Here is a 21,768-nt window from a genome sequence, read left to right on the forward strand (position 1 = left end):
CGGTGAGTGTGCCTACGTTCCGTGATCTGGCCCTGGCCTCCGCTGCCGGGATCGTCGCTGTCTATGGTGGCCGCTGTCAGTCGGTCGGGCGTGGGGCGGTTGGTGTGGCGTCGCTGGAGCGGACGGCGTATCCGAGGTTCAAGAGGCTGATCTCGGAACGAGAGTTGCGGGAGTTCTTCACGCCGTCGGCGGAGGAGGTGACGTGGGCGCGTGATCGTACGCATGACCGCCCAGGCCGGGTCTTGGCGCTGCTGGTGATGCTGAAGTCCACGGCGCGGTTGGGCCGTGTCCCCAAGCTCGGGGAGATACCCGAGGTGGTCGTGGCCCATGTGCGCGATCAGGCGGGGCTCGCTGCGGGGACGGTGCCAGAGGCGGACTCCGAGCGGAGCGAGGAGCGTTACCGGTCGGCCGTACGTGAACGCTTGGAGCTGAAACACAAGCCGGGCGAGGCCCGCGCGGTCGCGGAGGCGGCGATGCGAGGGGCGGCGCAGGTGAAGGCGCATACCGCGGACCTGGTGAACGTGGCGCTGGAGGAGTTGGTCCGGCAGAAGGAGCGGCTGGAGCTGCCGGCGTTCTCCACATTGGACCGGATGGCTTCCCGTATCCGCTCCGAGGTGGAAGCCGCGCAGTGCGAGGCGATCGTCGCGCGCATGAGTGACGCGGCGCGGGAGCGGGTCGCGGGGATGCTGGAAGTCGCCGAGGGCGAGTACCAGAGCCTGTTCGCGTGGATCAAGCAGCCCGCCCGGCGGGCGACGTGGTCGCGGTTCCGGGCCCATGCGGAGCGGATGGAGACGGTGGACGGGCTGGGAGATGCCGTCTTCTGGGTGGGGAAGACACCGCCGGCGAAGGTGGCCGCGCTGGCCGAGCAGGCGAAGGTGCTGTCGGTGGGCGAGATGAAGGACATCGCCGAGCCCCGCCGCACCGCGCTGACCGTGTGCCTGCTCGCGCAAATGCAGGCGGCGGTGCGGGACGAGACCGTGGTGATGCTCTCCAAGCGCATGTCCCGGCACCTCAAGCGGGCCCAGGAAGAGCTGCTGGAGATCGAGAAGCGGCAGAAGGAGACTACCGAGCAACTCCTGGCCACCTTCCGGGATGTACTGACCGCCCTGCGCGGCAGCGGCGAGGCCGCTCTCGGCGGGTGGGACGGGGAGGCGTCGCTGGATGACCTGCTGGCGCTGAAGAACGCCCGGGCTGCGATCGAGACGGGCGGCGGGTTCGACACCCAACTGGCGCAGCTGGAGGCCCTCGACGCCTACCGGGGCAGCAACTACACGGCACTGGTGGAGCGCATTTTCAAGCCGGACCGGCCGACCATGTTCAAGACCGCCCGCCGTCTGTCGTTCACCGCGACCTCGACCGACCGCAGCGTGCTGGACGCGCTGGACCACGTCCTCGCTCACCAGCACCTCACCCGACCCCTCGTGGCGGACACGCATCCCACCCGCAGGGATGAGAACGGGGAGTTGGTACGGCTGGACCTGTCGTTCGCGCCGAAGATGTGGCTGAAGACCGTCTACTCCCGTGAACAGCCGGGGATGCTGGTCCGCCGCCATTTCGAGGCCATGGTGTTCGCCTGTCTCGTGGAGGAACTGCGCTGCGGTGATGTCGCCGTGATCGGCGCCGAGGACTACGGTGACTGGACCCGCATGCTCCTGCCCTGGGAACAGTGCGAGCCCAAGCTCGCCGACTTCTGCGAGCAGGCCGGCCTCCCAGCCACCGCGAGCGAGTTCACCATTCGGCTCCGCGAGCGGCTCACCACGATCGCCGAAACCGTGGACGCCGGGTACCCGGACAACAAGGACCTCACCATCGACCCGGTCACCGGCGTCCCCTCCCTCGCCGTACGCAGAGCCGGCGAGCGCACCGACTCCGCAGAGAAGCTGGAAGAAGCCCTCTCCGACCGGCTTCCCGCCCGCAGTGTGCTGGAACATCTGGCGCGGGCGGCGCACTGGACAGAGTGGTGGAAACGGCCCGGCCCACGCTCGGGCAGCGAGCCGAAGCTGAAGGAGCCCCTGCCGCGCTACGTGACCACCGCCTTCGTCTACGGCTCCGGGCTCGGCCCCGCCCAGGCGGTGCGCCACATGCGGGGCAGCGTGGCCGCGCACGCCCTCGGCGCGATCGCCAAGCGCCACTTCACCATCCCGGTTCTCAACCGGTGCGGGGCCGACGTCGTCAACGCCCACGCCGGCCTGGACCTGACCGCGGCGTGGGGTGACGGGTCGGTGGCCGCGGTGGACGGCACCATGATGGACACCGTCATCGACAACCTGCTCGCCGAGACCTCGATCCGCTACGGCGGCTACGGCGGGATCGCCCACCACCTCGTCTCCGACACCTACGTCGCGCTCTTCTCCCGGTTCATCCCCTGCGGGGTGTGGGAGGCCGTCTACCTCATCGACTCGCTCCTCGCGAACGAGTCGGAGGTCAAGCCGGACACCGTGCACGCCGACACCCAGGGGCAGTCCTTCCCGGTCTTCGGGCTCGCCCACCTGCTCGGCATCGACCTGCTGCCGCGGATCCGCAACTTCCAGGACCTCACCTTCCACCGCCCCGACCCACGAGCACGCTACTGGCATATCGACGCGCTGTTCTCCGCCGATCCGCGCACCTGCATCGACTGGCAGCTCATCGAGAATGGCTGGAAGGACCTTATGCAGGTCGGGCTGTCGGTACGGGAAGGCACCGTGTCCTCCGTCACCCTCCTGCGGCGCCTGAACAACCACTCCCGCAAGAATCAGATCTACAGGGCCTTCCGCGAGGTCGGCCGCGCCGTCCGGACGATCGTTCTGCTCCGCTACCTGTCGGACCCACAGCTACGGGAACAGATCAGTAGGGCGACGAACAAGGCCGAGGCATACAACGGGTACACGAAGTGGCTCCACTTCGGCGGAGACGGCTACCTGCGCTCCCGCGATCCCGAACTCCAGGAGAAGGCCGTCAAATTCCTCGACCTGATGGCCAACAGCATCATCTTCTCCACCACCGTCGACATGACCGACACACTGCGCCAGATGGCCGCCCAAGGCCGGGAGGTAAATCCCGACGACATCGCCGCGCTCAGCCCGCACCGCAGGGACAACGTGCTGCGTTTCGGTGACTACGACACTGCTAACCTCCACGTTCCGCCAGGTCCCTACGACAGCGCACTTCGCCTTTCAGCGGACGGCCTCTGACGATGAGGGTGGACCCGACGCACGAGGTGGGGCCGGTGACCACGCCAGCGAATGGGCGTATTCGACGAGCTTGCACACCATTGCCAGGGCAGTGGCCGGACTGCTGGCGCCGCCCTCGGGGAGTCAGCGGCAGTTGAATACGAAAGCCAACCAGTAGAAGGCCATGCTGGTGCGGGACGTTGACGTTGGTGACACGGGCCGATGCCCGTGCAACCCAGGTGCCTCGACGGGTATCGGTCGGGTAGCGTGCAGGCCATGTCGAGTCCTGAGTCAGACAAGGTGGGGGCTTTCGGTCACGCCGTCAGCCCCCTGAAGCCCTGAGCTCGTAGCCCTGTCGTTGCGCCGCATTCTGTGGTGGGACGAGTGAGCCCGTGGGGCTGGCCGCGGTGACGAGATGACCTTCTCGTGCTTCTCCTCACCTCGGAGCCTTCGATGCCTTTCCCGCTGTACCTGCTTGCCATGGCGGTTTTCGCCATGGGCACCTCGGAGTTCATGCTCGCTGGCCTGTTGCCGGACATCGCCTCAGATTTCACCGTCACCGTCGGGACAGCAGGTGTGCTCACCCCGGCCTTCGCGACCGGCATGATCGTCGGCGCCCCCCTTGTGGCTGCGCTTGCCCGCAACTGGCCCAGGCGCTCCAGCCTGCTCGGATTCATCCTTACTTTTGCGGCAGCTCACGCTGCAGGGGCCATCACCGAGAGCTTCCCGGTCCTGTTCGCTACCCGAGTCGTCGCCGCGCTCGCGAACGCAGGGTTCCTTGCCGTCGCTCTGACGGCTGCCGCCGCCCTGGTCCCGCCCGACAAGAAGGGACGTGCGCTGGCCGTACTGCTGTCGGGCACGACAGTGGCCACGATCGCCGGTGTCCCTGGCGGGTCGGTACTCGGCATGGTGCTCGGCTGGCGAGCCACATTCTGGACTGTCGCCGTTCTCTGTCTGCCTGCGGCTCTCGGCATTCTGAAGGGCATCCCAGCGGGACGTGTGAAGGAAGAAGTGACGGGCGGGCCTGCCTTGCGAGCAGAGCTCGCCCTGCTCACAAGGCCGCGGTTGATCCTGGCGATGCTGCTCGGCGCGCTGGTGAACGCGGCAACATTCGGAAGCTTTACCTTCCTCGCCCCCGTTGTGACCGACACCGCCGGGCTGGGTGAGCTTTGGATCTCTGTCGTTCTGGTGCTCTTCGGTGCCGGTTCCTTCGTCGGCGTCACCGTCGCCGGGCGCCTGTCCGACCAGCGTCCCGGTCTGGTCATCGCAGTCGGTGGTCCGCTGTTGCTCGTTGGCTGGCTGGCCTTGGCGGTATTGGCCGATAAGCCGGTCGCCCTGTGCACCCTCGTGTTCGTGCAGGGTGCACTTTCGTTCGCACTGGGCAGCACGCTGATCACGCGAGTCCTCTACGAGGCAGCGGAAGCCCCCACCATGGCCGGCTCGTATGCGACCGCGGCACTCAACATTGGCGCCGCCGCCGGCCCCCTCATCGCCGCGAGCACCCTCAGTACCGAGGCCGGGGACCTTGGACCGATGTGGGCGAGCGGGCTCCTGGTCGCTGTCGCGCTACTCATCGCATTCCCCCTCCGTGCTGTCGTCACGGCCGCCCGAAGCGCCGAGGTGCTCCAGTGACACATGCGAACGCTCCCTTGAACATCGAGGGACGCCGAACCTGGAGCGATACACCGCTGGCGACCACACTCGGTCACCAAGTGACATATACGAGAGTCTGACCCCCCCGTTTGCTCTACAAAATACAGCCGTCCGGCGGTTGGAGGAGATACGCCCGAAGGGCGCCCCCGCGGGGGCGCCCTTCGGGCGTATCTCCTCCAACCGCCAATGTCGGCGTCCGCAGTTCGCGGAGGGCGTCTGCGCGTGAACCGCTGAGGATCATCGCGCCGAGCTGTCGCCCGATCCCTGCGGGGTAGTAGGAGCGGTCATAACTTTCGGCAGCCAGCTCACGCAGCGCGTCGGCGCTGCCGTATCGCTGGGAGGCCCAGACGAGTTCCTTCTCCGCCGCCGCGACATATCCCTCGCGGTCCGCGGGCTTCGGAGCGAACAGCACCGCCTGTGCCTCCGGGCTGGACCGCCCGTATTCGCTCTCGCCGGTCGAGGACATCATCGACGTCAAGGTCAGCACGCGCTCCGGGTAGGAGAGGGCCATTGTCTGGGCGATCATTCCGCCCATCGAGGCGCCGACCACGTGGGCGCGTTCGATACCGAGGGCGCTGAGCAGCCCGAGACCGTCGTCGGCCATCTCGCGAAGCCGGTAGGGAACCATCGCGAGGGCGGTGGGGAGGTCGCCCGAACTGGGGGCTGCGATGAACTCGCCCATGTCGACGGGGTGATCGTCGAACTTGGTGGACAGTCCGCAGTCTCGGTTGTCGTATCGGATCACGTGGCGGCCACGGTCTGCCAGTGCCCGGCAGAAGTCCTCGTGCCAGCCGAGCAGCTGTGCGCCGAAGCCCATCACGAGCAGTACTGGCGGGTCCTCCGGGTCACCGAAGCTCTCGTACGCGATGGATACCTCGGCGGACACGCCAATGATCGACATGCGTGGAGCCTGCCATGTCCGGTCGAGGAGCGCACTCACAATACTTCCGCCTGCCTTGCCTGCCCTGCCCTGTCCATGTGCAGTGGCGCCGGCGGGTGCGGGCACGTAGCTCCTCATACGCGAAAGGCTCCCGCCACGTGGCGGGAGCCTTTCGTCTGTGCGAGCCCCAATGCGGAATCGAACCGCAGACCTTCTCCTTACCATGGAGACGCTCTACCGACTGAGCTATTGGGGCCTTGCTGCCCTGCGGCAACGAGATAAAGCATACCCTGAATCAGAGGGTGCGCAAAACCGCCTGATGCCCCATCACCAGCCTTCACCCCGGGGCCCGTCCGGGCCGGCCCGGACCGCGGCAGCGAGGCTCGGGTACGACCGGGGAACGCAGAAAAGCCCCGTGCCACAAGGGCACGGGGCTCAACTATTAAAAGGAGTTCGGCGGCGTCCTACTCTCCCACAGGGTCCCCCCTGCAGTACCATCGGCGCTGAAAGGCTTAGCTTCCGGGTTCGGAATGTAACCGGGCGTTTCCCTAACGCAATGACCACCGAAACACTATGAAATTAACCAACACCGGAACAAAACACGGCCGTTCGTTATTTCAGAACTAACACAGTGGACGCGAGCAACTGAGGACAAGCCCTCGGCCTATTAGTACCAGTCAGCTCCACCCGTTACCGGGCTTCCACATCTGGCCTATCAACCCAGTCGTCTACTGGGAGCCTTAACCCCTCAAAGGAGGTGGGAATACTCATCTCGAAGCAGGCTTCCCGCTTAGATGCTTTCAGCGGTTATCCTTTCCGAACGTAGCCAACCAGCCATGCCCTTGGCAGGACAACTGGCACACCAGAGGTTCGTCCGTCCCGGTCCTCTCGTACTAGGGACAGCCCTTCTCAATATTCCTACGCGCACAGCGGATAGGGACCGAACTGTCTCACGACGTTCTAAACCCAGCTCGCGTACCGCTTTAATGGGCGAACAGCCCAACCCTTGGGACCGACTCCAGCCCCAGGATGCGACGAGCCGACATCGAGGTGCCAAACCATCCCGTCGATATGGACTCTTGGGGAAGATCAGCCTGTTATCCCCGGGGTACCTTTTATCCGTTGAGCGACAGCGCTTCCACAAGCCACTGCCGGATCACTAGTCCCGACTTTCGTCCCTGCTCGACCCGTCGGTCTCACAGTCAAGCTCCCTTGTGCACTTACACTCAACACCTGATTGCCAACCAGGCTGAGGGAACCTTTGGGCGCCTCCGTTACTCTTTAGGAGGCAACCGCCCCAGTTAAACTACCCATCAGACACTGTCCCTGATCCGGATCACGGACCCAGGTTAGACATCCAGCACGACCAGAGTGGTATTTCAACGACGACTCCACAACCACTGGCGTGGCCGCTTCAAAGTCTCCCACCTATCCTACACAAGCCGAACCGAACACCAATATCAAACTATAGTAAAGGTCCCGGGGTCTTTCCGTCCTGCTGCGCGAAACGAGCATCTTTACTCGTAGTGCAATTTCACCGGGCCTATGGTTGAGACAGTCGAGAAGTCGTTACGCCATTCGTGCAGGTCGGAACTTACCCGACAAGGAATTTCGCTACCTTAGGATGGTTATAGTTACCACCGCCGTTTACTGGCGCTTAAGTTCTCAGCTTCGCCGACCCGAAAGTCAGCTAACCGGTCCCCTTAACGTTCCAGCACCGGGCAGGCGTCAGTCCGTATACATCGCCTTACGGCTTCGCACGGACCTGTGTTTTTAGTAAACAGTCGCTTCTCGCTGGTCTCTGCGGCCACCCCCAGCTGACGGAGTAAATCCGATCACCAGTGATGGCCCCCCTTCTCCCGAAGTTACGGGGGCATTTTGCCGAGTTCCTTAACCATAGTTCACCCGAACGCCTCGGTATTCTCTACCTGACCACCTGAGTCGGTTTAGGGTACGGGCCGCCATGAAACTCGCTAGAGGCTTTTCTCGACAGCATAGGATCATCCACTTCACCACAATCGGCTCGGCATCAGGTCTCAGCCTTAACGTGTGACGGATTTACCTACCACACGGCCTACACCCTTACCCCGGGACTACCACCGCCCGGGCTGGACTACCTTCCTGCGTCACCCCATCGCTTACCTACTACAAGTCTGGTTCGCTAAGCTCCACCACTACCCTCAACTCCGAAGAGATCGGGCTTAGCTTCACGGACTTAGCATCGCCTGATTCAGTACTGGGCGTTTCAAAGCGGGTACCGGAATATCAACCGGTTATCCATCGACTACGCCTGTCGGCCTCGCCTTAGGTCCCGACTTACCCTGGGCAGATCAGCTTGACCCAGGAACCCTTAGTCAATCGGCGCACACGTTTCTCACGTGTGTATCGCTACTCATGCCTGCATTCTCACTCGTGAACCGTCCACAACTCGCTTCCGCGGCTGCTTCACCCGGCACACGACGCTCCCCTACCCATCCACACAGGCGTTGGCCCTATATGTGTGAATGACACGACTTCGGCGGTACGCTTGAGCCCCGCTACATTGTCGGCGCGGAATCACTTGACCAGTGAGCTATTACGCACTCTTTCAAGGGTGGCTGCTTCTAAGCCAACCTCCTGGTTGTCTCTGCGACTCCACATCCTTTCCCACTTAGCGTACGCTTAGGGGCCTTAGTCGATGCTCTGGGCTGTTTCCCTCTCGACCATGGAGCTTATCCCCCACAGTCTCACTGCCGTGCTCTCACTTACCGGCATTCGGAGTTTGGCTAAGGTCAGTAACCCGGTAGGGCCCATCGCCTATCCAGTGCTCTACCTCCGGCAAGAAACACACGACGCTGCACCTAAATGCATTTCGGGGAGAACCAGCTATCACGGAGTTTGATTGGCCTTTCACCCCTAACCACAGGTCATCCCCCAGGTTTTCAACCCTGGTGGGTTCGGTCCTCCACGAAGTCTTACCTCCGCTTCAACCTGCCCATGGCTAGATCACTCCGCTTCGGGTCTAGAGCGTGCAACTCAAACGCCCTATTCGGACTCGCTTTCGCTACGGCTTCCCCACACGGGTTAACCTCGCTACACACCGCTAACTCGCAGGCTCATTCTTCAAAAGGCACGCAGTCACGACGCACCGAGTAAACTCGGCGCGCGACGCTCCCACGGCTTGTAGGCACACGGTTTCAGGTACTATTTCACTCCGCTCCCGCGGTACTTTTCACCATTCCCTCACGGTACTATCCGCTATCGGTCACCAGGGAATATTTAGGCTTAACGGGTGGTCCCGCCAGATTCACACGGGATTTCTCGGGCCCCGTGCTACTTGGGTGTCTCTCAAACGAGCCGTTAATGTTTCAGCTACGGGGGTCTTACCCTCTACGCCGGACCTTTCGCATGTCCTTCGCCTACATCAACGGTTTCTGACTCGTCTCACAGCCGGCAGACTATGAAAAAGAGATCCCACAACCCCGCATGCGCAACCCCTGCCGGGTATCACACGCATACGGTTTGGCCTGATCCAGTTTCGCTCGCCACTACTCCCGGAATCACGGTTGTTTTCTCTTCCTGCGGGTACTGAGATGTTTCACTTCCCCGCGTTCCCTCCACACTGCCTATGTGTTCAGCAGCGGGTGACAGCCCATGACGACTGCCGGGTTTCCCCATTCGGACACCCCCGGATCAAAGCTTGGTTGACAGCTCCCCGGGGCCTATCGTGGCCTCCCACGTCCTTCATCGGTTCCTGGTGCCAAGGCATCCACCGTGCGCCCTTAAAAACTTGGCCACAGATGCTCGCGTCCACTGTGCAGTTCTCAAACAACGACCAGCCACCCATCACCCCACCCTTAACCAGGTGAGTGCACTGGGGCCGGCAACCGAAGGACGACCATGACGGCCGTACCTTCAGATACCCAACAGCGTGCCCGACCCGACCGATCCCTTCCCACATTCCACGCCGAAGCAGTACTAGTGAAAAACAACCTGTCGTGCCGAATAGTCAACGTTCCACCCATGAGCTGACCACCGCCGAACATTTGCCGACGTAGTGGCTCTGAATTCCTTACGGAATCTAGATGCTCCTTAGAAAGGAGGTGATCCAGCCGCACCTTCCGGTACGGCTACCTTGTTACGACTTCGTCCCAATCGCCAGTCCCACCTTCGACAGCTCCCTCCCACAAGGGGTTGGGCCACCGGCTTCGGGTGTTACCGACTTTCGTGACGTGACGGGCGGTGTGTACAAGGCCCGGGAACGTATTCACCGCAGCAATGCTGATCTGCGATTACTAGCAACTCCGACTTCATGGGGTCGAGTTGCAGACCCCAATCCGAACTGAGACCGGCTTTTTGAGATTCGCTCCGCCTCGCGGCATCGCAGCTCATTGTACCGGCCATTGTAGCACGTGTGCAGCCCAAGACATAAGGGGCATGATGACTTGACGTCGTCCCCACCTTCCTCCGAGTTGACCCCGGCAGTCTCCTGTGAGTCCCCATCACCCCGAAGGGCATGCTGGCAACACAGAACAAGGGTTGCGCTCGTTGCGGGACTTAACCCAACATCTCACGACACGAGCTGACGACAGCCATGCACCACCTGTACACCGACCACAAGGGGGGCACCATCTCTGATGCTTTCCGGTGTATGTCAAGCCTTGGTAAGGTTCTTCGCGTTGCGTCGAATTAAGCCACATGCTCCGCTGCTTGTGCGGGCCCCCGTCAATTCCTTTGAGTTTTAGCCTTGCGGCCGTACTCCCCAGGCGGGGAACTTAATGCGTTAGCTGCGGCACCGACGACGTGGAATGTCGCCAACACCTAGTTCCCAACGTTTACGGCGTGGACTACCAGGGTATCTAATCCTGTTCGCTCCCCACGCTTTCGCTCCTCAGCGTCAGTAATGGCCCAGAGATCCGCCTTCGCCACCGGTGTTCCTCCTGATATCTGCGCATTTCACCGCTACACCAGGAATTCCGATCTCCCCTACCACACTCTAGCCTGCCCGTATCGACTGCAGACCCGGGGTTAAGCCCCGGGCTTTCACAACCGACGCAACAAGCCGCCTACGAGCTCTTTACGCCCAATAATTCCGGACAACGCTTGCGCCCTACGTATTACCGCGGCTGCTGGCACGTAGTTAGCTTAGCGCTTCTTCTGCAGGTACCGTCACTTTCGCTTCTTCCCTGCTGAAAGAGGTTTACAACCCGAAGGCCGTCATCCCTCACGCGGCGTCGCTGCATCAGGCTTTCGCCCATTGTGCAATATTCCCCACTGCTGCCTCCCGTAGGAGTCTGGGCCGTGTCTCAGTCCCAGTGTGGCCGGTCGCCCTCTCAGGCTGGCTACCCGTCGTCGCCTTGGTAGGCCATTACCCCACCAACTAGCTGATAGGCCGCGGGCTCATCCTTCACCGCCGGAGCTTTTAACCTTCCCCCATGAGAGAGAAAGTATTATCCGGTATTAGACCCCGTTTCCAGGGCTTGTCCCAGAGTGAAGGGCAGATTGCCCACGTGTTACTCACCCGTTCGCCACTAATCCACCCCGAAAGGCTTCATCGTTCGACTTGCATGTGTTAAGCACGCCGCCAGCGTTCGTCCTGAGCCAGGATCAAACTCTCCGTGAATGTTTTCCCGTAATCGGGGATCACACCACGAGAGCGGAACAGTCGAGTCGGAATAAGACCGACCGTTCACTGTGTCCTCGCTATGTGCATTGCCTGGTAGAACCACAAGTGGGTCTGCCAGGACTTTCAAAGGAACCTCGAACCTGCCGAAGCAGGTCGGGGTATCAACGTATCTGGCGTTGACTTTTGGCACGCTGTTGAGTTCTCAAGGAACGGACGCTTCCTTTGTACTCACCCTCATCGGGCTTTCCTCCGGGCGCTTCCCTTCGGTCTTGCGTTTCCGACTCTATCAGACTCTTTCGTGTCCGATTCCCGGTCGAAGCAGGCCTCGCAATTTCGCTTTCCAGTTCTTCGCTTTCGCGTTTCCCTTTCCGGCGAGTCCAACCTTACCAGACTCGATTTCGTTCCGTTTCCGGTTCGAATTTCAATTCCAGTGGCCGTTGAAGTGGCCTTGCCTTTCGGCGGTTCCGACTTTATCAGAACTTCTGAGTCGGAATTTCCATCCTCTGTGGGAGTCACACGGCGCACGAGTGCGCGCGGTGCTTCCCGGTGAGGCGGAGCCGTAAACGTACTGGAGCGGGGCTCCCCGATGCAAATCGGGGGCCCCGCTCCGGAGTTCGTGCCTGTTCGTGCGCGTCGGGATCAGACCTCGACGACGACCGGAAGGATCATCGGGCGCCGGCGGTAGGTGTCGGAGACCCACTTGCCCACCGTGCGGCGGACCAGCTGCTGGAGCTGATGCGGCTCCATCACGCCGTCTTGGGCGGACTTGTTCAGTGCGTCCTGGACCTTCGGTACGACCGCGCTGAACGCCGAATCATCGATGCCGGAACCCCGGGCCTGGATGTGGGGGCCGCCCACGATCTTGCCGGAGTTGCTGTCGACCACGATGAAGACGGAGATGATCCCCTCGTCGCCGAGGATCCGGCGGTCCTTGAGGGAGGTCTCGGTGACGTCGCCGACCGAAAGGCCGTCGACGTACACATAGCCGGCCTGGACCTTGCCGACGATCTTGGCCTTGCCGTCGATCAGGTCGACGACCACGCCGTCCTCGGCGATGACGATGTGGTCCTTCGGTACGCCGGTGAGGGCGCCCAGCTCGGCGTTGGCCCTGAGGTGGCGCCATTCGCCGTGGACCGGCATCAGGTTCTTCGGCTTGCAGATGTTGTAGAAGTACAGCAGCTCGCCGGCCGAGGCGTGGCCCGAGACGTGGACCTTGGCATTGCCCTTGTGGACGACGTTGGCGCCCCAGCGGGTGAGGCCGTTGATCACGCGGTAGACCGCGTTCTCATTACCGGGGATCAGCGACGACGCCAGGATGACCGTGTCGCCCTGGACGATCCGGATCTGGTGATCGCGGTTGGCCATCCGGGACAGCGCCGCCATCGGCTCACCCTGCGAACCCGTGCAGACCAGCACGACCTCGTCGTCCGGCAGGTCGTCGAGAGTCTTCACGTCGACGACGAGACCCGCGGGAACCTTCAGATAGCCGAGATCACGGGCGATGCCCATGTTCCGGACCATCGACCGCCCGACGAAGGCGACCCGGCGGCCGTATTCGTGAGCCGTGTCGAGGATCTGCTGGATGCGGTGCACATGGCTGGCGAAGCTCGCCACGATGATGCGCTTCTGGGCATTGGCGAAGACCGTGCGCAGGACGTTCTGGATGTCCCGCTCCGGCGGTACGAAGCCGGGAACCTCGGCGTTCGTCGAGTCGGAGAGCAGCAGGTCGATGCCCTCCTCGCTCAGCCGCGCGAAGGCGTGCAGGTCGGTGAGGCGGCCGTCCAGCGGGAGCTGGTCCATCTTGAAGTCACCGGTGGCGACGGCCATGCCCGCAGGGGTGCGGATGGCGACCGCGAGGGCGTCCGGAATGGAGTGGTTGACGGCGATGAACTCGCAGTCGAAGACGCCGATGCGTTCGCGCTGGCCCTCCGTGACCTCAAGGGTGTACGGACGGATGCGGTGCTCCTGGAGCTTCGCCTCGATGAGCGCGAGGGTCAGCTTGGAGCCGATCAGCGGGATGTCCGGCTTCAGGCGCAGCAGATACGGGACGCCACCGATGTGGTCCTCGTGGCCGTGCGTGAGGACGATGCCCTCGACGTCGTCGAGGCGGTCCCGGATCGTCGTGAAGTCCGGAAGGATCAGGTCGATTCCGGGCTGCTCCTCCTCGGGGAACAGGACGCCGCAGTCGACGATGAGCAGGCGGCCGCCGTACTCGAAGACCGTCATGTTGCGGCCGATTTCGCCGAGGCCACCGAGCGGGGTGACCCGCAGGCCGCCCTTCGGGAGCTTCGGCGGGGTGCCGAGTTCAGGATGCGGATGACTCAAAAGACTCTCCTTACCACACGCGCCACGTACCGCTTGGGCACGTGGCGCGCATGTCAATCGTGCACTTGCTGTTGTCTTGGGGTGTTGCCCTCTTGCGAGGTTTCTTCGCGTATTCAGTTGTGAAGTCTGTGGTTACAGCTGTACCCCACCGGCGGCGAGATCGATCTTGAGCTGCGCCGTTTCGTGCGCGGAGAGTTCGACCAGGGGGAGGCGCAGCGGGCCTGCGGGGAGACCCTGGAGGGTCAGCGCGGCCTTGGTGGTGATCACGCCCTGGGTACGGAACATGCCGGTGAAGACGGGGAGCAGCTTCTGGTGGATCTCCGTGGCCTTCTGGACGTCGCCGCCGAGGAAGGCCTCCACAAGGGCCCGCAGGTCGGGGGTGACGACATGGCCGACGACGGAGACGAGGCCGACCGCGCCGACCGAGAGGAGCGGGAGGTTCAGCATGTCGTCGCCGGAGTACCAGGCGAGGCCCGACTGGGCGATGGCCCAGCTGGCCCGGCCGAGGTCGCCCTTGGCGTCCTTGTTGGCGACGATGCGCGGGTGCTCCGCGAGCCTCACGAGCGTCTCTGTGTCGATCGGCACACCGCTGCGGCCGGGAATGTCGTACAGCATCACCGGCAGGCCGGTGGTGTCCGCGATCGCCGTGAAGTGCCGCAGCAGGCCCTCCTGCGGCGGCTTGTTGTAGTACGGCGTCACGGCGAGGAGGCCGTGCGCGCCGGTTCGCTCGGCGGTGCGGGCGAGCTCGACGCTGTGGCGGGTGTCGTTGGTGCCGATGCCGGCGACGACGTGCGCCCGGTCTCCCACTGCTTCAAGTACAGCCCTTACGAGCTGGTCTTTCTCCGCGTCGCTGGTGGTCGGGGACTCGCCGGTGGTGCCGTTGATGATCAGGCCGTCGTTGCCTGCGTCCACCAGATGGGTGGCGAGCCGCTGGGCGCCGTCGAGGTCGAGTGCGCCGTCCGCCGTGAAGGGCGTGACCATAGCGGTGAGGACCCGCCCGAAGGGGGTCTGCGGAGTGGAGATCGGAGCCATGGGTAACACGCTACTCGTTGCTCGGCGCCCGGTGTCCCCTCGGGGGGACTAGCGATAGGAGCCCGGCACTGCCTGCTCGGGGGTTCAAGCAGTGCCGGGTCCGTTTGATCAGCCTAGATGAACTTCACGAAACGCCGCAATACGGACACCGCCTATGGGGCGACGCGTCCATTTTTGTTGAAGGCTGCATGGGTGAGCGGCATGAGCTCCGCCCAGTGCGCCTCCATCTGTTCTCCGACCATTTCGATCTCGCGCTGCGGGAAGGACGGGACCTTCGCCAGCTCGTGCTGGGTGCGCAGGCCGAGGAAGTGCATCAGCGAGCGGGCGTTGCACGTGGCGTACATCGAGGAGAACAGCCCGACCGGGAGAACCGCGCGGGCCACCTCGCGGGCCACACCCGCCGCGAGCATCTCCTGGTACGCCTCGTACGCCTGGCGGTAGGAGTCCTCCATGACGCGGCCCGTCAGCTCCTGCTGGGCCTCGGTTCCCTCGACGAACTCGTACTTGCCGGGACGGCCCTGCTGGACGAGCTTGCGGGACTCCCCCGGTACGTAGAAGACCGGCTCCAGCTCCCTGTAGCGGCCCGATTCCTCGTTGTACGACCAGCCGACGCGGTGCCGCATGAACTCGCGGAAGACGAAGATCGGGGCGCTGATGAAGAAGGTCATCGAGTTGTGCTCGAACGGGCTTCCGTGCCGGTCCCGCATCAGGTAGTTGATGAGCCCCTTGGAGCGCTCAGGGTCCTTGGTGACCTCCTCCAGGGACTGTTCGCCGGCCGTGGAGACACGGGCTGCGAAGAGCACATCGGAGTCGCCTGCGGCATGTTTCACCAGCTCAACGGTGACATCACTGCGGAAGCTGGGCTTTGCGGGCTCGGGGGTCTCGGTCACCGGCGGGGTCCTTCCAATGGCGTCGCTCGGGCGGCGCCCACTCTACGGGCCGTCACTGACAACGCGGTCGGCACCGCCTTTTCGAGGATTCTTTCGACCAATTCGGCTATTCGGGGCACCGATCGGGCCCGCCATGCGTCTGACTCAGTAGCACCACCCGATACAGAGTTCAAGGAGAGTTACCTCATGTTCCGCCGGCGTGAAGCCGTCCCGTTCTCGTTCGTTGCCGAGGCCGACCGATTCCGCAGCAACGTCACACCGCCACCCCGGGAGCGCACCACCCTCTCCGAGCTGGCGGCCCGCAGCCTCGTCGGCTTCGCCGTGATCGCCGGCCTCGCCGGATCGCTGCTGCTCGGCCTTCCGGCCCTGGCACCCGATCAGTCGTCGTCGCACAGCCAGCAGACCGAGGCAGCACCGGGGCACTGACTCGTACGGGCCCCCTGGGGTGGTACGCCCTGCCACCCCCTCGGTAGCCTCACCGGGCACAGCAATCGAGCGTGCTTGTGAGTGAGGATCAGTCGTGCCCCTGCCCTTCCTGACGGCCGACCGCGCGTTTGACGCGAGCGCTGAGGATGTAGCGCTGCCGTTCGACGACCACGACAGCTGGCGGCGTCCCTACCGCCCCGGACCGTGGCGGGTCGCGGCTGCGGCCACTCTTTTGCTGCTCGCCTCGTTCATCCTGTTCGCGGGGATGATCATCGCGTTCGCCGGAGCCGGGCCCGGGGCGGGTGCCTGTCTCGCGCTCGCGCTCGCCGTGATCATCTGCGCCCTGCGGATGCTGCGGATCGGCGCCTGGGTGAGCCGGCACGGCGTGCGCCGAGTCGGCTTCTTCCGCACGACGACCGTGCCGTGGAACCGGGCCACCGCGGTCCGTACGGTGCAGCAGCCGGTGAAGTGGCTCGGGTTCCCCCGGACGGTTCAGGGCCAGGCCCTGATCGTCGTGCGCCGGGGTGGCGACGCGGTGCCGCCACTGCTCACGGACTCCAACGCGGACTTCCTCACGCGGGGAGAAGCGTTTGACCGGGCCGCCGACACGATTGAGGCCTGGGGGGACGAGTACCGGCAGCAGTAGGCCGCCTGCGGGCCTGCCGTCCGGCGACCGGGGTATCTCCCTCGGTCGCCGGACGGCTTTTCTGTGTCCTCAAACGCCGGACGGGCTCGGGGTGTCTGCCGGGCCTGAGGTGCCCGAGTGGGTCGGGGGCGGTGTGCCGGTGCTGTGCAGTGCGATTGCCCGTTGCATGGCCTTGCGGGCCCGGGGAGTGTCCCGGGCGTCCTGGTAGGCGACCGCCAGGCGGAACCAGCAGCGCCAGTCGTCCGGGGTGTCCTCCGTCTCCGCCTGGCGGCGGGCGAAGGCCGCGTCGGCGGAGTCGCGGTCGATGCGGCCGCTCGGGGTGCGGGCCAGGTCGTCGACCGGAAGCCCGCCCTCGGCGTCGAGCTCTGCGGCCAGGACGTTGGCCCGCCGGACGAACTGGGTGTTCTTCCAGAGGAACCAGATGCCGATCAGCGGCAGGATCAGCACCGCGGCCCCGAAGGTCACCGTGAGCAGCGTGCCGTGCCGGATGAGCAGGACGCCACGGCTGCCGGCCAGGACGAAGTAGAAGACCAGGACGGCGGCGGTGACGGTGTACGTGATCTTTGCGCGCATGGCGGTGGGCTCAGTCAGTTCAGGTCGAGGAAGTTTTCCAGGCCGAACGTGAGGCCCGGAGTGGTCACGACACGGCGGGTACCGAGCAGGATGCCCGGCATGAAGCTGCTGTGGTGCAGCGAGTCGTGCCGGATGGTGAGGGTCTCGCCCTCACTGCCGAGCAGCACCTCCTGGTGGGCCAGGAGGCCGCGGAGCCGGACCGAGTGGACCGGGATCCCGTCGACATCCGCTCCGCGCGCGCCGTCCAGCGCCGTGCTGGTGGCGTCCGGCTGGGGTGCGCTGCCCGCGTCGCGGCGGGCAGCGGCGATGAGCTGGGCGGTGCGGGCGGCAGTGCCGGAGGGGGCGTCGGCCTTGTTCGGGTGGTGGAGCTCGATCACCTCGACCGACTCGAAGTAGCGCGCGGCCTGCTGCGCGAACTTCATCGTGAGGACCGCGCCGATGGAGAAGTTCGGCGCGATGAGCACACCGGTCTCCGGCGAGCCGGAGAGCCAGGTGTTCAGCTGCGCGAGCCGTTCGTCGGTCCAGCCGGTGGTGCCGACCACCGCGTGGATGCCGTGCCGGACGCAGAAGTCGAGGTTCTCCATCACCGATGCGGGCGTGGTGAGCTCGACGACTGCCTGGGCGCCGGTCTCCGTGAGGGCCTCCAGCTTGTCGCCGCGGCCGAGTGCGGCCACCAGCTCCATGTCCTCGGCGGCCTCGACAGCTCGTACCGCCTCTGAGCCGATCCGGCCCCTGGCACCGAGAACGGCTACGCGCAGCTTGCTCATGCTTACTTCTTTCGGGTGACTAGGCCACTGATTCGTGGAGGCGGTCGGCCTGCTTGTCCTTGAGCGGACCGATGACCGACAGCGAGGGGCGGTGTCCGAGGACCTCGCCCGCCACCGCACGGACGTCGTCCGGGGTGACCTGTGCGATGCGGGCCAGCATGTCGTCGACCGACATCTGCTCGCCCCAGCACAGTTCGCTCTTGCCGATGCGGTTCATCAGCGCGCCGGTGTCCTCCAGGCCGAGGACCGTGGATCCGGAGAGCTGGCCGATGGCCCGGCTGATCTCGTCGTCGTCCAGTCCGTCCGACGCGACGCGGTCGAGCTCCTCGCGGCAGATCTTGAGGACGTCGTGCACCTGGCTGGGCCGGCAGCCCGCGTACACCCCGAAGAGGCCGCAGTCCGCGAAGCCCGAGGTGTACGAGTACACGCTGTAGGCGAGGCCACGCTTCTCCCGTACCTCCTGGAAGAGGCGGGAGCTCATTCCGCCGCCGAGGGCGGTGTTGAGTACGCCGAGTGCCCAGCGGCGCTCGTCGGTGCGGGCCAGTCCCGGCATGCCGAGGACGACGTGGGCCTGCTCGGTCTTGCGGTTGATCAGGTCGACCCGGCCCGCGGTGCGCAGCGTGCGGGAGCCCGTACGGGGCGCCACCGGCGTCGCGTCGGTGCGGGCGAGCGCGCCGGCCCGCTCGAAGGCCTTGCGGACCTGGCGTACGACCGTGGCGTGGTCGACGTTGCCCGCGGCGGCGACGACGAGGTGCGTGGGGTCGTAGTGCTTCTTGTAGAAGCGGGCGATCTGGCCGCGGCTCAGTGCGTTGACCGTGTCGACCGTGCCGAGGACCGGGCGTCCCAGGGGGGTGTCGCCGAGCATGGTGTGCGCGAACAGGTCGTGCACACAGTCGCCCGGGTCGTCCTCCGTCATGGCGATCTCCTCAAGGATGACGCCGCGCTCGGCGTCGACGTCCTCGGGGGCGATCAGGGAGCCGGTCAGCATGTCGCAGACGACATCGATGGCCAGCGGCAGGTCCGTGTCGAGGACCCGCGCGTAGTAGCAGGTGTACTCCTTCGCCGTGAAGGCGTTCATCTCGCCGCCGACCGCGTCGATGGCGGAGGAGATGTCCAGGGCGCTGCGCTTGCCGGTGCCCTTGAAGAGGAGGTGTTCGAGGTAGTGCGTCGCGCCGTTCAGGGTCGGGGTCTCGTCGCGTGATCCGACGTTGGCCCAGATCCCGAAGGTGGCGGAGCGTACGGAGGGCAGGGTCTCGGTGACGATGCGCAGGCCGCCGGGGAGGACCGTGCGGCGGACCGTGCCGATGCCGTTGCTGCCCTTGAGAAGCGTTTGGGTACGGGCGACGGCCCGCGCCTCCGAAGAGGTGCGGGCCGTCGTCGCGGAACTACGGGACGTCACTTGGCGGCGTCGTCCTTCTTCTCGTCCTCTTCACCCTCGACGACCGGGATCAGCGAGAGCTTGCCGCGGGAGTCGATCTCGGCGATCTCGACCTGGACCTTGGCACCGACGCCGAGCACGTCCTCGACGTTCTCCACGCGCTTGCCACCGGCGAGCTTGCGGATCTGCGAGATGTGCAGCAGGCCGTCCTTGCCGGGCATCAGGGAGACGAACGCACCGAAGGTGGTGGTCTTGACGACCGTACCCAGGTAGCGCTCGCCGACCTCCGGCATGGTCGGGTTGGCGATCGCGTTGATCGTGGCGCGCGCGGCCTCGGCCTGCGAGCCCTGCTGGGCACCGATGTAGATGGTGCCGTCGTCCTCGATCGTGATGTCGGCGCCGGTGTCCTCCTGGATCTGGTTGATCATCTTGCCCTTGGGGCCGATGACCTCACCGATCTTGTCCACCGGGATCTTGACGGTGATGATCCGCGGGGCGTTCGGGGACATCTCGTCCGGGACGTCGATGGCCTCGTTCATCACGTCGAGGATGTGGAGGCGGGCGTCACGGGCCTGCTTCAGCGCGGCGGCCAGGACCGAGGCGGGGATGCCGTCGAGCTTGGTGTCGAGCTGGAGCGCGGTCACGAACTGCTTCGTACCGGCGACCTTGAAGTCCATGTCACCGAACGCGTCCTCGGCACCGAGGATGTCGGTGAGGGCGACGTAGTGGGTCTTGCCGTCGATCTCCTGCGAGATCAGGCCCATGGCGATACCGGCGACGGCGGCCTTGAGGGGCACACCGGCGTTCAGCAGGGACATGGTGGAGGCGCAGACCGAGCCCATGGACGTCGAGCCGTTGGAGCCCAGCGCCTCGGAGACCTGGCGGATCGCGTAGGGGAACTCCTCGCGCGACGGCAGCACCGGCACGATGGCGCGCTCGGCGAGCGCGCCGTGGCCGATCTCGCGGCGCTTGGGCGAGCCCACGCGGCCGGTCTCACCGACGGAGTACGGCGGGAAGTTGTAGTTGTGCATGTAGCGCTTGCGGGTCACCGGGGAGAGGGTGTCCAGCTGCTGCTCCATGCGGAGCATGTTGAGAGTGGTGACGCCCAGGATCTGGGTCTCGCCACGCTCGAACAGCGCCGAGCCGTGCACGCGCGGGATGGCCTCGACCTCGGCGGCGAGCGTACGGATGTCCGTGACGCCTCGGCCGTCGATGCGGACCTTGTCCTTGATGACGCGCTCGCGGACCAGCTTCTTGGTCAGCGCGCGGTAGGCACCGGAGATCTCCTTCTCGCGGCCCTCGAAGGCCGGGAGGAGCTTCTCGCCCGCGATCTCCTTGATGCGGTCGAGCTCCGCCTCGCGGTCCTGCTTGCCGGCGATGGTGAGTGCCTTGGCGAGCTCGGTGCTGACGGCCTTGGTGAGCGCCTCCAGGACGTCGTCCTGGTAGTCGAGGAAGACCGGGAACTCGCCGGTGGGCTTGGCGGCCTTGGCGGCGAGGTCCGACTGGGCCTTGCAGAGCGACTTGATGAAGGGCTTCGCGGCTTCCAGACCGGCGGCGACGACCTCTTCGGTCGGGGCCTCCGCGCCGTCCTTGACGAGCTGGATGGTCTTCTCGGTGGCCTCGGCCTCGACCATCATGATCGCGACGTCGCCGTCCTCCAGGACGCGACCGGCGACGACCATGTCGAAGACGGCGTCCTCAAGCTCGGTGTGCGTCGGGAAGGCGACCCACTGGCCCTTGATCAGGGCGACGCGGGTGGCGCCGATGGGGCCGGAGAAGGGCAGGCCCGCCAGGATCGTCGAGGCGGAGGCGGCGTTGATCGCGACCACGTCGTACAGGTGGTCGGGGTTGAGCGCCATGATCGTCTCGACGATCTGGATCTCGTTGCGCAGGCCCTTCTTGAAGGAGGGGCGCAGCGGGCGGTCGATCAGGCGGCAGGTGAGGATCGCGTCCTCCGAGGGGCGGCCCTCCCGGCGGAAGAAGGAGCCGGGGATCTTGCCGGCGGCGTACTGCCGCTCCTCGACGTCCACCGTGAGGGGGAAGAAGTCGAGCTGGTCCTTGGGCCGCTTGGAAGCGGTGGTGGCCGACAGCACCATGGTGTCGTCGTCCAGGTACGCGACGGCGGAGCCGGCGGCCTGCTTGGCCAGGCGGCCCGTCTCGAAGCGGATGGTGCGGGTGCCGAAGGTTCCGTTGTCGATAACGGCCTCGGCGTAGTGGGTCTCGTTCTCCACTAGTGTTTTCTCCATACTCGTCGTCTTTCGTCCTGTCGCCCGTGTGGCGCAGGACGGTGCGGAGAGGCGCACCGTGTGTGCGGGGCCGGTCTTCGATCGAAGCTCCCGGGCGTTGTCCCGGGGGCCACTACCGAGGACCGGCGGCGGCCGTGGGGCGCCTCTCCTCGTCTGGTGTTGTACGTCCAGGTTACTGAGCTTGACGCCAGTCCC

The 21,768-nt window shown here is 65.0% G+C and carries 12 protein-coding genes, 1 tRNA gene and 3 rRNA genes; 4 read left to right on the forward strand and 12 right to left on the reverse strand.

The window, feature by feature from the left end:
• The first annotated feature begins 2 nt into the window (after positions 1 to 2).
• Together RLT59_RS08740 and RLT59_RS08745 are read left to right on the forward strand one after the other, a co-directional pair.
• Complete coding sequence (locus tag RLT59_RS08740; protein ID WP_311302888.1) at positions 3 to 3,173, forward strand: Tn3 family transposase; 3,171 nt, start codon at positions 3 to 5, stop codon at positions 3,171 to 3,173.
• A gap of 432 nt (positions 3,174 to 3,605) precedes the next feature.
• Entirely contained in the window at positions 3,606 to 4,784 is a 1,179-nt protein-coding gene (locus RLT59_RS08745) for a Cmx/CmrA family chloramphenicol efflux MFS transporter (RefSeq protein ID WP_311302889.1), read from the forward strand.
• Between the two features lie 115 nt (positions 4,785 to 4,899).
• Here RLT59_RS08745 and RLT59_RS08750 read toward each other — a convergent pair whose 3' ends face one another.
• From RLT59_RS08750 to thyX, 8 genes are all read right to left on the reverse strand, one after another.
• A complete protein-coding gene (locus RLT59_RS08750) occupies positions 4,900 to 5,706 on the reverse strand; it encodes an alpha/beta fold hydrolase (protein ID WP_311302890.1) in 807 nt (268 codons plus the stop codon).
• Between the two features lie 162 nt (positions 5,707 to 5,868).
• A tRNA-Thr gene (locus RLT59_RS08755) sits at positions 5,869 to 5,941 on the reverse strand.
• Between the two features lie 195 nt (positions 5,942 to 6,136).
• Positions 6,137 to 6,253 (reverse strand): 5S ribosomal RNA (rrf, locus tag RLT59_RS08760).
• Between the two features lie 79 nt (positions 6,254 to 6,332).
• Positions 6,333 to 9,460: ribosomal RNA gene (locus RLT59_RS08765) — 23S ribosomal RNA — on the reverse strand.
• Between the two features lie 300 nt (positions 9,461 to 9,760).
• Positions 9,761 to 11,287, reverse strand: a 16S ribosomal RNA gene (locus RLT59_RS08770).
• The 16S, 23S and 5S rRNA genes sit together here with 1 tRNA gene alongside, the layout of an rRNA operon.
• Before the next feature lie 642 nt (positions 11,288 to 11,929).
• Positions 11,930 to 13,615, reverse strand: a complete 1,686-nt coding sequence (locus tag RLT59_RS08775; protein WP_311302891.1) for a ribonuclease J — start codon at positions 13,613 to 13,615, stop codon at positions 11,930 to 11,932.
• 132 nt (positions 13,616 to 13,747) lie between these two features.
• A complete protein-coding gene (gene dapA, locus RLT59_RS08780) occupies positions 13,748 to 14,647 on the reverse strand; it encodes a 4-hydroxy-tetrahydrodipicolinate synthase (RefSeq protein ID WP_073739187.1) in 900 nt (299 codons plus the stop codon).
• A 152-nt stretch (positions 14,648 to 14,799) separates the two neighbouring features.
• On the reverse strand, positions 14,800 to 15,537 hold the full coding sequence (gene thyX, locus RLT59_RS08785) for an FAD-dependent thymidylate synthase (protein ID WP_311302892.1): 738 nt from the start codon (positions 15,535 to 15,537) through the stop codon (positions 14,800 to 14,802).
• 186 nt (positions 15,538 to 15,723) lie between these two features.
• Between thyX and RLT59_RS08790 the strand changes: the two genes are divergently transcribed.
• Entirely contained in the window at positions 15,724 to 15,963 is a 240-nt protein-coding gene (locus RLT59_RS08790) for a hypothetical protein (protein ID WP_073739185.1), read from the forward strand.
• Between the two features lie 94 nt (positions 15,964 to 16,057).
• A complete protein-coding gene (locus RLT59_RS08795) occupies positions 16,058 to 16,609 on the forward strand; it encodes an SCO5741 family PH domain-containing membrane protein (protein WP_311302893.1) in 552 nt (183 codons plus the stop codon).
• A 69-nt stretch (positions 16,610 to 16,678) separates the two neighbouring features.
• Here the strand turns inward: RLT59_RS08795 and RLT59_RS08800 are convergent, their stop codons facing one another.
• The 4 genes from RLT59_RS08800 to RLT59_RS08815 are packed head-to-tail and all read right to left on the reverse strand — an operon-like array spanning position 16,679 to position 21,558.
• Positions 16,679 to 17,182 carry a tetratricopeptide repeat protein gene (locus RLT59_RS08800; RefSeq protein ID WP_311302894.1) on the reverse strand — a complete coding sequence of 168 codons (504 nt, stop codon included), beginning with the start codon at positions 17,180 to 17,182 and terminating at the stop codon, positions 16,679 to 16,681.
• A gap of 14 nt (positions 17,183 to 17,196) precedes the next feature.
• Positions 17,197 to 17,949, reverse strand: coding sequence for a 4-hydroxy-tetrahydrodipicolinate reductase (gene dapB, locus RLT59_RS08805; protein WP_311302895.1), 753 nt, complete (start codon positions 17,947 to 17,949; stop codon positions 17,197 to 17,199).
• A 19-nt stretch (positions 17,950 to 17,968) separates the two neighbouring features.
• Positions 17,969 to 19,348 carry a M16 family metallopeptidase gene (locus tag RLT59_RS08810; RefSeq protein ID WP_311302896.1) on the reverse strand — a complete coding sequence of 460 codons (1,380 nt, stop codon included), beginning with the start codon at positions 19,346 to 19,348 and terminating at the stop codon, positions 17,969 to 17,971.
• Positions 19,345 to 21,558: a polyribonucleotide nucleotidyltransferase gene (locus RLT59_RS08815; protein WP_311307656.1), complete on the reverse strand. Its 2,214-nt coding sequence runs from the start codon at positions 21,556 to 21,558 to the stop codon at positions 19,345 to 19,347. The genes RLT59_RS08810 and RLT59_RS08815 overlap by 4 nt, the downstream gene beginning before the upstream one ends.
• Positions 21,559 to 21,768: the final 210 nt, after the last annotated feature.

This window comes from Streptomyces sp. ITFR-6, from assembly GCF_031844725.1.
Classification (GTDB): domain Bacteria; phylum Actinomycetota; class Actinomycetes; order Streptomycetales; family Streptomycetaceae; genus Streptomyces.

Excerpts from the sequence above, each read along its gene's own strand:
- RLT59_RS08745 (WP_311302889.1), top strand. The coding sequence starts at position 3,606 with ATGCCTTTCCCGCTGTACCTGCTTGCCATGGCGGTTTTCGCCATGGGC.
- RLT59_RS08750 (WP_311302890.1), bottom strand. The coding sequence starts at position 5,706 with ATGTCGATCATTGGCGTGTCCGCCGAGGTATCCATCGCGTACGAGAGC.
- dapA (WP_073739187.1), bottom strand. The coding sequence starts at position 14,647 with ATGGCTCCGATCTCCACTCCGCAGACCCCCTTCGGGCGGGTCCTCACC.
- RLT59_RS08790 (WP_073739185.1), top strand. The coding sequence starts at position 15,724 with ATGTTCCGCCGGCGTGAAGCCGTCCCGTTCTCGTTCGTTGCCGAGGCC.
- RLT59_RS08800 (WP_311302894.1), bottom strand. The coding sequence starts at position 17,182 with ATGCGCGCAAAGATCACGTACACCGTCACCGCCGCCGTCCTGGTCTTC.
- dapB (WP_311302895.1), bottom strand. The coding sequence starts at position 17,949 with ATGAGCAAGCTGCGCGTAGCCGTTCTCGGTGCCAGGGGCCGGATCGGC.